The organism is Burkholderia sp. FW306-1C-G01B, from assembly GCF_058781685.1.
In genome coordinates this window covers 22902-31609 of record NZ_JBYSWZ010000027.1, presented here as the reverse complement: position 1 = coordinate 31609, position 8708 = coordinate 22902, and the positions used below count along the sequence as shown (strand labels likewise).

8 protein-coding genes and 2 pseudogenes are annotated in these 8708 nt (G+C 62.8%); 3 read left to right on the top strand and 7 right to left on the bottom strand.

Annotation, left to right across the window (positions count from 1 at the left end; all coding sequences use genetic code 11):
• Positions 1–87: 87 nt before the first annotated feature.
• From AC3WLY_RS34690 to AC3WLY_RS34675, 4 genes are all read right to left on the bottom strand, one after another.
• A complete protein-coding gene (locus tag AC3WLY_RS34690) occupies positions 88–1074 on the bottom strand; it encodes a TauD/TfdA family dioxygenase (protein WP_492310705.1) in 987 nt (328 codons plus the stop codon).
• 76 nt (positions 1075–1150) lie between these two features.
• Complete coding sequence (locus AC3WLY_RS34685; protein ID WP_175962952.1) at positions 1151–2461, bottom strand: diaminobutyrate--2-oxoglutarate transaminase family protein; 1311 nt, start codon at positions 2459–2461, stop codon at positions 1151–1153.
• Between the two features lie 198 nt (positions 2462–2659).
• Complete coding sequence (locus tag AC3WLY_RS34680; RefSeq protein ID WP_175962951.1) at positions 2660–3610, bottom strand: UDP-glucuronic acid decarboxylase family protein; 951 nt, start codon at positions 3608–3610, stop codon at positions 2660–2662.
• Between the two features lie 153 nt (positions 3611–3763).
• On the bottom strand, positions 3764–4483 hold the full coding sequence (locus AC3WLY_RS34675) for a thioesterase II family protein (protein ID WP_492310706.1): 720 nt from the start codon (positions 4481–4483) through the stop codon (positions 3764–3766).
• 642 nt (positions 4484–5125) lie between these two features.
• Here AC3WLY_RS34675 and AC3WLY_RS34670 point away from each other — a divergent pair.
• Positions 5126–5335 (top strand): annotated as a pseudogene (locus AC3WLY_RS34670) (transposase); the annotation flags it as partial.
• Between the two features lie 113 nt (positions 5336–5448).
• Here the strand turns inward: AC3WLY_RS34670 and AC3WLY_RS34665 are convergent.
• Positions 5449–6672 carry a formylglycine-generating enzyme family protein gene (locus tag AC3WLY_RS34665; protein WP_492332756.1) on the bottom strand — a complete coding sequence of 408 codons (1224 nt, stop codon included), beginning with the start codon at positions 6670–6672 and terminating at the stop codon, positions 5449–5451.
• A 33-nt stretch (positions 6673–6705) separates the two neighbouring features.
• Positions 6706–7329, bottom strand: a pseudogene (locus AC3WLY_RS34660) (caspase family protein); the annotation flags it as partial.
• A gap of 394 nt (positions 7330–7723) precedes the next feature.
• Here AC3WLY_RS34660 and AC3WLY_RS34655 point away from each other — a divergent pair.
• Entirely contained in the window at positions 7724–8152 is a 429-nt protein-coding gene (locus AC3WLY_RS34655; protein WP_175962949.1) for a DUF4399 domain-containing protein, read from the top strand.
• A gap of 81 nt (positions 8153–8233) precedes the next feature.
• Here AC3WLY_RS34655 and AC3WLY_RS34650 read toward each other — a convergent pair whose 3' ends face one another.
• Positions 8234–8473 carry a hypothetical protein gene (locus AC3WLY_RS34650; protein WP_492310710.1) on the bottom strand — a complete coding sequence of 80 codons (240 nt, stop codon included), beginning with the start codon at positions 8471–8473 and terminating at the stop codon, positions 8234–8236.
• Here AC3WLY_RS34650 and AC3WLY_RS34645 point away from each other — a divergent pair.
• The gene (locus AC3WLY_RS34645) at positions 8357–8620 is read left to right on the top strand and encodes a DUF4399 domain-containing protein (protein ID WP_492310711.1); all 264 of its coding nucleotides are present in this window, start codon (positions 8357–8359) and stop codon (positions 8618–8620) included. The genes AC3WLY_RS34650 and AC3WLY_RS34645 overlap by 117 nt on opposite strands.
• The last annotated feature ends 88 nt before the right edge of the window (positions 8621–8708 follow it).

The following is an 8708-nucleotide window of genomic DNA, read 5'->3' as shown; positions in this document are numbered from 1 at the left end:
ATCCGACGTCTGCCCCGTAATCCATGGACATGGCGTTTCGCGCACTTGATCAATATGGATTTTTATTAATTCGTACGCTCGCGCTGGCTAACGGTCGGCCATTTCTTCGCTGTCGGGGGAGTACGGGTCCAGCAATGACACGACGACCTTGCGCTCGCCTTCGAATGGGTTGCGGCCATGCGCGAAGCGCATGTTGTCGACCAGCAGGACGTCGCCTCGTTGCCATGGAAACGTGATGGCGCATTCGCGGAATGCGTTGCGGATCTGCTCGATGTCGGCGAGATCGAATGGACTCCCGTCGCCATAGAAAGCGTTGCGCGGAATTCGGTCATTGCCGAACAGGCTGACGATCGAACTGGCGAGCGATGCTTCCAGGTTCGAGATATGGAACAGATGTGCCTGATTGAAGAACACCCTGTCGCGGGTGACCGGATGGTAAGCCACACCCTGGCTGATCTGTGCGGTGCGTAACGTGTCGTCGTCGAGCCATTCGAGCTCGATGCCGTTGTCTGCGCAGAAGGCCGCAACCTGGCTGCGGTCGGAGGTCTGAAAGACGGTTTCCCACGGAATGTCGACGTGCCGCCGGTAGTGCCTGACATAGCGGACCTGTTTCGCCTCGAAGTTCTCCAGGATGCGCGGTCCGATCCTGCGGCTCACCTCGCGCATGTCGGCAATCGGCGTTTCGCCGCCGGTCGCGGCCGGAGTAAGGCAACAGAATGCCACGCTCAGCGGCCAGCTTCGTTGATACGCGTTTTCGCAATGAAGTGCGATTGTCTCGCTCGGCGGATACTCGGTTGCGGTGAATATGCCATTGCCGATCGAGGTGCGCGGAGTGGAACGATAGACGTAGTCGGACTTATGGGCCGAAATCGCGTCAGCAAACGCTTCGAAGCTGCCCACGGATGACACGTCGAAGCCACGAAACAGGAGCGCGCCATGTTCGAGAAGCCGGGATTCCAGCGCCACCCGGTTGTCGTTCACCGCCAGCACGATATCGCGCCCGTTCGACGCAGGCTCCAGCAGCCACGGAGAACTCCCGTCGGCAAGCAGCTTGCGTTCCGTCATGCCCAGCATGGTCAATAGTCCTTTTCCGAACGTGGATCACGGCGAAACCCGAACCGGTCGGTCTGCATGGTCGCGCCGCGGTCGGCTATGCACGGCAGGCGGTTTCCACCGCATGCTCGAAGCGATTGAGAATCTCGTGGATATCCGCTTCCGAAACGATCAGCGGCGGCAGGAACCTGAGTACCGCGCCGTTGCGGCCGCCGGTTTCGATGACGAGTCCGTTTCGCAGGCAGTTCAGCTTGATGGCTTTTGCCCGTTCCGCATGGGTCGGGCCGGTTTGGCCATGTGGGCCGGGTATGACGACTTCAACGCCGATCATCAGGCCGCGGCCGCGTATCTGGCCCAGACAGGGGAAGCGTTCGGCAACCGCTTCGAGGCCGGCAACCAGTAGTTTTCCGACTCTGTCAGCGTGCGCCGACAGACCGTCTCGTTCGACGATGCGCATGGTCGACAAGCCGGCCACCATCGCAATCTGGTTGCCTCGAAAGGTGCCGGCGTGCGCGCCGGGCGGCCAGGTGTCGAGGCGCTTGTCATAGACCACCACCGATAATGGATAGCCGCCGCCGAATGCCTTCGACAACACCAGTACGTCCGGCTGGATGCCGGAATGTTCGATCGCGAACAGCGCGCCGGTTCGACCGAGTCCGGTCTGCACTTCATCGACGATCAACGGGATTTCATGCCGCAGCGTCAGGTTGCGCAACTCGATCAACCAGGCGTCGGAAGCGGGGATGCAACCCCCTTCGCCTTGCACGACTTCGACAATGATTGCCGCCGGTTTCGTTATCCCGCTCTCGGGATCGGACAGGACGGTCCGAATATAGTTGATGCTGAGTTGATCGGTCGCCGAGCCATCGGTGCCGAACGGGCAGCGAAAAGCATAGGGATAAGGCAGGAAATGAACGTCGCGTCCATTGCCGCCGGCCGATTTCGGCGTGAGATTTCCCGACACGGCGAGTGCGCCGGCCGTCATGCCGTGGTAGGCGCCGTGGAACGCCATGATCGTCGAGCGGCCCGTATGGTGCCTGGTCAGCTTGATAGCCGCTTCGACGCCATCCGCCCCACTGGGACTGCAAAACTGGATCTTGCCGGATTCGGCGATATTGTTGGGCAAGAGCGAGAAAAGCTGCTCGACGAACGCGTGCTTTGCCGGCGTCGCCAGGTCGAGTGCCTGTTGCATTTGATCGGACGACAGAAACCGCATGACGGCTTCATTGACTTCCGGGTGATTATGTCCGAGCGCGAGCGTACCTGCATTTGACAGACAGTCGATGTATTCCTGCCCCTCGGAGTCGCGTAAGCGTATGCCTTTGGCATGGGTGAACAGCCGTGGGAAAGATGTCGCGTAGGTTCGCGCCTTCGATTCGACATGCTTCAGATACTCAAGTTTTTCCATGCGCGGAGATCCGGCTTGCGAGGCGGATTGATGGACACTGGCATCGCTTCATCCTGGCCAATGGCGTAACGGTACGGCCTGATTGGAGCATGTAGTCCATATCGCGTCTGTCACGTAAAAATGGGACACGGGCGATGCAACGTCACTACGTCATGCCATCGCATCCCGATCGTCGAAGCGTGGTTTCCGGACGCGGCGTCAAGCCGGCATGGTCGCGCGAAAATAGTCGATGGTCCGCCGGAGCCCCGCTTCGAGCCCGACCGTCGGCTCCCAGTCGAGGTGGGCGCGTGCGAGGCCGATATCGGGGCAACGTTGTGTCGGATCATCCGTCGGCAGCGGACGGAATACGAGCCGCGACTTCGAGCCGGTCAGGCGCAAAATGATCTGCGCAAGTTCGCTGACCGCGATCTCGTGCGGATTGCCGAGATTGATCGGGCCGGTGAGGTCCGCGGGCGTGGCCATCATCCGGATCAAACCGTCGACCATATCGTCGACATAGCAGAACGCCCGGGTCTGGCTGCCGTCGCCATACAGCGTGATGTCCTCGCCGCGCAGCGCCTGCACGACGAAGTTGGAAACCACGCGGCCGTCATTGGGATGCATGCGCGGCCCGTACGTGTTGAAGATGCGTACCACCTTGATTCGCACGTTTTGCTGGCGGTGATAATCGAAGAACAGGGTCTCCGCGCAACGTTTTCCTTCGTCGTAGCAGGCGCGCGGCCCGAGCGGGTTGACGTTGCCCCGGTAACTCTCCGGTTGCGGATGCACATCGGGGTCGCCGTACACTTCGCTTGTCGACGTTTGCAGAACGCGTGCGTGCGTGCGCTTGGCGAGCCCCAGCATGTTGATCGCGCCCATCACACTGGTCTTGGTGGTCTGCACGGGATCGAATTGATAGTGGATTGGCGAAGCCGGACAGGCGAGGTTGTAAATCTCGTCCACCTCCACGTACAACGGAAAGGTCACGTCGTGGCGCAGCGCCTCGAAGCTCGGGTTGCCGAGCAGCGCAGCCACGTTCTGCTTCGTGCCGGTGAAATAGTTGTCGACGCACAATACGTCGTGACCGAGTTCGACCAGACGCTCGCAAAGATGCGAACCGAGGAAACCCGCGCCACCTGTTACGAGGATTCGCTTTCGATTACGTTGCACAATTGCACTCCAAGTATCGCGCGCAAGGAAGCGACGCGCGGCCTCCAGGCATGCTTGACCGGCCCGCGGCTCCGGCATGGAAGCCGATAGGGCGCGCGAGCCTCTTCATTCGACACGGCACCGGCCGGCACGCCGATCGCGAGGATCGGCCCGTCATGCCTGCAGTGCGCTCAACGCAACGTGTTCCGCGCGCCGCAGGCGCGCCGCGATGATGCCGGCCATCGCCCGCATTTCGCTTCTCATAAAGAAATGATCTCCTTCGATGACGTGAAAATCGAACTGCCCGGTCGTCTCGGCGCCCCAGCCTGCAACGGAATCAACGGGGACCTGTTCGTCTGCGCGGCCCGCGAATGCGGTGATGTCCACCGCCAGCCTGCGCCCGGGCACGGGCCGGTAGTTTTCGATCATCGTGAAATCCGCACGCAGCGCCGGCATCAGCAGCGCCATCAGTTCGCTGTTGTCCAGCACCGGCTTCGGCGTGCCGCCCATCTCGTGCAGTGCATCGAGGAAGGCGCGGTCGTCCAGCGCCTGCATGCGTCGAACAGGCCGCTCCTTGCCCGGTGCGGCGCGCCCGCTCACGAACAGATGCCGCAGGTTCGGTTGCGCCTGGGCGGGAAGCCGCAGCGCCAGTTCGACGGCAATAGCCGCGCCCATGCTGTGTCCGAGCAGCGCGAAGGGACGATCGAAGCAGTTGTCCAAGTCGAGCAGCAACGCGTCGATCAGCGTCGACATGTCTCGTACGGCAGGCTCGGACAGGCGGCTGCCTCGGCCTGCAAGTTCATGACGGCGCACTTCGATGCCGGGCAACAAGGCTTGCAGACCACGATAAACGGCGGCCGAGCCGCCCGCATAGGGGAAACAGATCAGACGCATGCGAGCGGGTACTCGATCAGCTCGCTTGCTACTGGCGCACAGGAGATCGCGCTGCGGAAATTCACGTGTTCGGCGTTTTTCACCATTAAAGTTCCGGTCATGATTGCCATGGCGATGCATCGGCAATCTTCACTGGGAGAGAAACGGGCGCGACAGCCGGGTGCGCCGCGGTTCACACGCCGATAGCCGGTTCGTCATCGCGGTACAAAGGCAGTGCGTGAAGCACACCGGAAGTCATGGAAGCATTGAGCCGCTTCGTGAACATTCAAGATGCGCGCCGCTCGGATTCGGAATACGCCCGATCCGGTTTGGCATGAGTTAAACATGAGGCCGCGTGGATGTATGTCGTAGGAAAAGGGGACGCGCGTAGTCGAAAATGTCGTCCCCTGATTTCACACCTAAATTAAGGTTGGTTTTGTTGCGTTTTTTTCCGCGTTTTAAGCATTACGCAGTATCGAAGGTCTGCGCCTGGCAAATTGACACGCAAGCACATGCGCGGGCTGGTGCGGCCATAACGAATTTCGACGCACGATTGCCGCCCCATCAATCCGAGTTAAAAACTCTAACAAAATGAGTGTTTGGGGGCTGTTAACCCGTCGCGCGTTTTGTTAACCTCTTCGTTGTTTCGCTAACGCGGAGGCCATGGCCAAACCGATACTCGATGACGAACTGTGGTCGCTGATCCAATCGCTGCTGCCTCCACCGAAGCCACGCCGTACGCGATACCCGGGCCGCAAGCCGCTGGACGATCGCGCCGTGCTGACCGGCATCCTGTTCGTGCTGCAATCCGGTATTCCCTGGGAAATGCTTCCGCAGGAAATGGGCTGCGGCTCGGGCATGAGCTGCTGGCGCATGCACCAGGCCATGGGGACGGAGCGATATGTGGTGGGGTCGAAGCCCGCGATCACATGTTGAAGCGTAGGGCACGGCATAGGTTCCAGGCGGGAGGGCGGCCAAATATCGACCTACTTCACGTCCCGGGCCACGCGAAACCCGTTCGCCGAAAAACGTACGCTGCTGTCGTATTTGAAGCGTGTCGAGACCGGCATGTAGGCCGCACCATCACGCCACGAGCCGCCGCGTATGACGCGTACCTGGCAATTCGGCTCGTCCCACGAGCGGCCGTCGGCAGGTGCATTCTTGTACGAGGTGTGCCAGCAATCGCTGACCCATTCCCACACGCCACCGGCCATGTCGTAGAAGCCGAGCGGATTGGCCGCGAACGTGCCGACGTTATCCGGTGCATCGGCACGCCACGGTGGACCGCAGTCCTTGCAGTTCGCGTTGCCCGTGCGCATCTCGTTGCCCCACCAATAGCGCGTTGCGGTGCCGCCGCGCGCCGCGAATTCCCATTCGGCCTCGGTCGGCAGTCGGTAAGGCTTGCCGCTTATTTTCGACAGCCATTTCACGTACTGTTGCGCATCGTCCCAACTCAGGTCGCGCGCAGGCGCGTTCGCTACCGTATTGCTTTCGCTGGGCAGGCGCGGACAGGCGCCCGCATCACGGCACGCGTTCCATTGCGCGACCGTCACCACATACTTCGCCATTGCGAAGGAATGATCGAGCGTCACGCGATGCGCAGGTTTTTCCGACGGATCGCCAGAATTGCTACCCATTGCGAACGTCCCTGGACCGACCGCCAGCATCACGGGGCATGCAGGGCAATCCCGGATTTCATTGGCGGCCGCCGCGCCACCTTTCTGCGGTGGTGCCGATGGATTCGCCACCGCAGCGGGAGGCGGTGCCTTCGGCGGTGATCCAGGCGTGTGCGCAGGTTGCGCCGCCGTCGATGCCGGCGCCGGAACGGGGGCGGGGGCCGGCGTGGGGCTCGCCGTCCGTGCGGGCGCGGACGCCGCGGGCACCTTGGGCGCGGCCGCGCGCAGTCGTGCGAGACGGGCCTGCGCCAATTGCGCGAAGCGGCCGTTCGGGTAAGTCTTCAGATAGGCCTCGTAATCGCCGGCCTCCTTGCTGTCCTTGATCGACTCCCAGAACGCAATTTCGTACTGTTCGGCGCTGTCCTTGGGCATCACGCCCCGGCTATCGGGCGTGACGACGCCGACGTCGGCCAACACGTCGGATCGTTGCGCCGTACCGCCGCCGGCATGCACCACGCCGGTTCCTGCACGACGCGACCCGGTGAACGCAAACGTCGCTGCCCCATCGGAAAGGGAAGACGCGATCCAGGGCATCTGCCGATGCCCGGTGGCGCTCGCAACCATCGCGCCGGCACGGTCAAGGACCTGTTCGATACCGAGTCCCGGCATCGCGAGCGCCTGCAACAGCGCCGCCGTATAGACACCATGCGTTGCACCGTCGGCGGCGCCTTCGCCAGGCGCTGCCGCATAGGCGACGAGCGTATGCGGCGGTGGCTTTCGGGCCGATACGTTGCCGGCACCGGGAGGCGCGATCAGGCAGGAATCCAGAATGATCAGATCAAAGCGGTCGCCGTGCGGCCGCGACGTCGCATCGAACACGGTCTGCAGGTCGATACCCGTTCGCGACAGGCCGGCCGGAGAACCGACGTCGGCGTCGACCGGCGCGAGCCAGGTCGTTCCGCCCGCGCTGGCGCCGTGGCCCGCGAAATAGACCAGCCCGGTGCCGCTGGCCGCGATGCGGCGCTCGAAGGTGGCAAGCCCGTCGAGCATTTGCTGCCGGGTCGCGTTGCGCAACGTGATGACATCGAAGCCGAGCGCCTGCAGCGCATCGCCCATCGCATCGGCATCGCGGACGGGATTGGGGAGCGGGTGGTCGCGATATGCGCCGTTGCCGATCACGAGCGCGACGCGATGCGGTTCAATTGACGGTGCACGCGCGGAAGCTGCCGGCGGTCCTGCAAAAGGATGCATGTCCTCGCCGGAGCAGGGGCCCGAGGCCACCGAGATCGACGCAAACAGGCATGCGGGCAAGAGTATTCGCCACATATTCGGCCCCCCAGGGTGCGCCGTCGGACGAGGTGCCGAAGGCGGAGCGCAGCCGTTGCCGGGTGTCCTGTCGCGGCGAGCGCAATGCCGACGTGCGGCGGGCACTGGCAGGACACATTCAAGATAGCACGTGCGCTCGGCGGCGATCTCCGGATCCACCCGCGTGTTTTGCAAAAAACAGGCATACGCGGACACGCATCGCGGTCGGCCCATTCCCCCGGGACATCGTTATGTGTCTTCCTGTCGATTACGTCCTAAGCTGTTAGACACGCTCCACTGTCCGACGCCGCGCGCCGCCACCAACGCGAGGAGCAATACGATGCGAAGAAGGGCTACGTTGTTGGCTTTGGCCGCCACCGTCCTGGCGCCGAGGATCGCGTTTGCCGCCGGGCGTACGTCTTCGCCGCCCGGCGCCGAGGTATACATCATCTGGCCGTCGGACGGTGCGACGATCACGGGCGGCAAGTTCTGGGTGCGCATGGGCCTGCGCAACATGGGCATCTGCCCGAAAGGCATCGAGCGGCCCAACGTGGGCCATCATCATCTGCTCATCGATACCGATCTCCCGCCGCTGGACCAGCCGATACCGTCGGACCGGAATCATCTCCATTACGGTGCCGGTCAAACCGAGGCGCGCATCGAGCTTCCTCCCGGCAAGCACACGCTGCAGTTGCTGATGGGCGACCACGACCACGTGCCGCACGATCCGCCGGTGTACTCGAAGAAGATCACGATCACGGTCAAGTAGCGCGCCATGCCGCGCCTGCCGCACGAACCGGGAATTGCCGCCATGAACAAGCTCATCCTCTTCGCCGTTGCCTTGACGCTGCTATGGACAGGGTCGACGACCGCGGAGACCAGCACGCATCCCCCGAAGGCCATCGTCTACATCGGATGGCCCAACGATGGCCAGGTTCTGCCGGCGGGACGTCCGTTCCGGGTGTGGTTCGGCTTGCGCGACATGGGTGTCGCGCCGTCGCATGTGCCGTTTCCGAACACGGGCCACCATCACCTGCTGGTCGATACGGACCTGCCGCCGATGGACCAGCCGATTCCGTCCGACCGGAATCACCTGCATTTCGGCGCGGGCGAAACCGAAACCACGCTGGAGCTTCCTCCGGGCAAGCACACGCTGCAACTCCTGATGGGCGACGCCAACCACGTGCCGCAAAATCCCCCCATCTACTCGAAGAAAATCACGATCAACGTGAAGTGACGTCGCGCGCACCGAGCCACGGACGCGTGGCGTGCGCGTGCGCGAGCGGGCGCGCTCCAGACGGCAACGCTGGGCAACGCTGCCGCCC

Excerpts from the sequence above, each read along its gene's own strand:
- AC3WLY_RS34690 (WP_492310705.1), bottom strand. The coding sequence starts at position 1,074 with ATGCTGGGCATGACGGAACGCAAGCTGCTTGCCGACGGGAGTTCTCCG.
- AC3WLY_RS34685 (WP_175962952.1), bottom strand. The coding sequence starts at position 2,461 with ATGGAAAAACTTGAGTATCTGAAGCATGTCGAATCGAAGGCGCGAACC.
- AC3WLY_RS34675 (WP_492310706.1), bottom strand. The coding sequence starts at position 4,483 with ATGCGTCTGATCTGTTTCCCCTATGCGGGCGGCTCGGCCGCCGTTTAT.
- AC3WLY_RS34665 (WP_492332756.1), bottom strand. The coding sequence starts at position 6,672 with ATGCCCTGGATCGCGTCTTCCCTTTCCGATGGGGCAGCGACGTTTGCG.
- AC3WLY_RS34655 (WP_175962949.1), top strand. The coding sequence starts at position 7,724 with ATGCGAAGAAGGGCTACGTTGTTGGCTTTGGCCGCCACCGTCCTGGCG.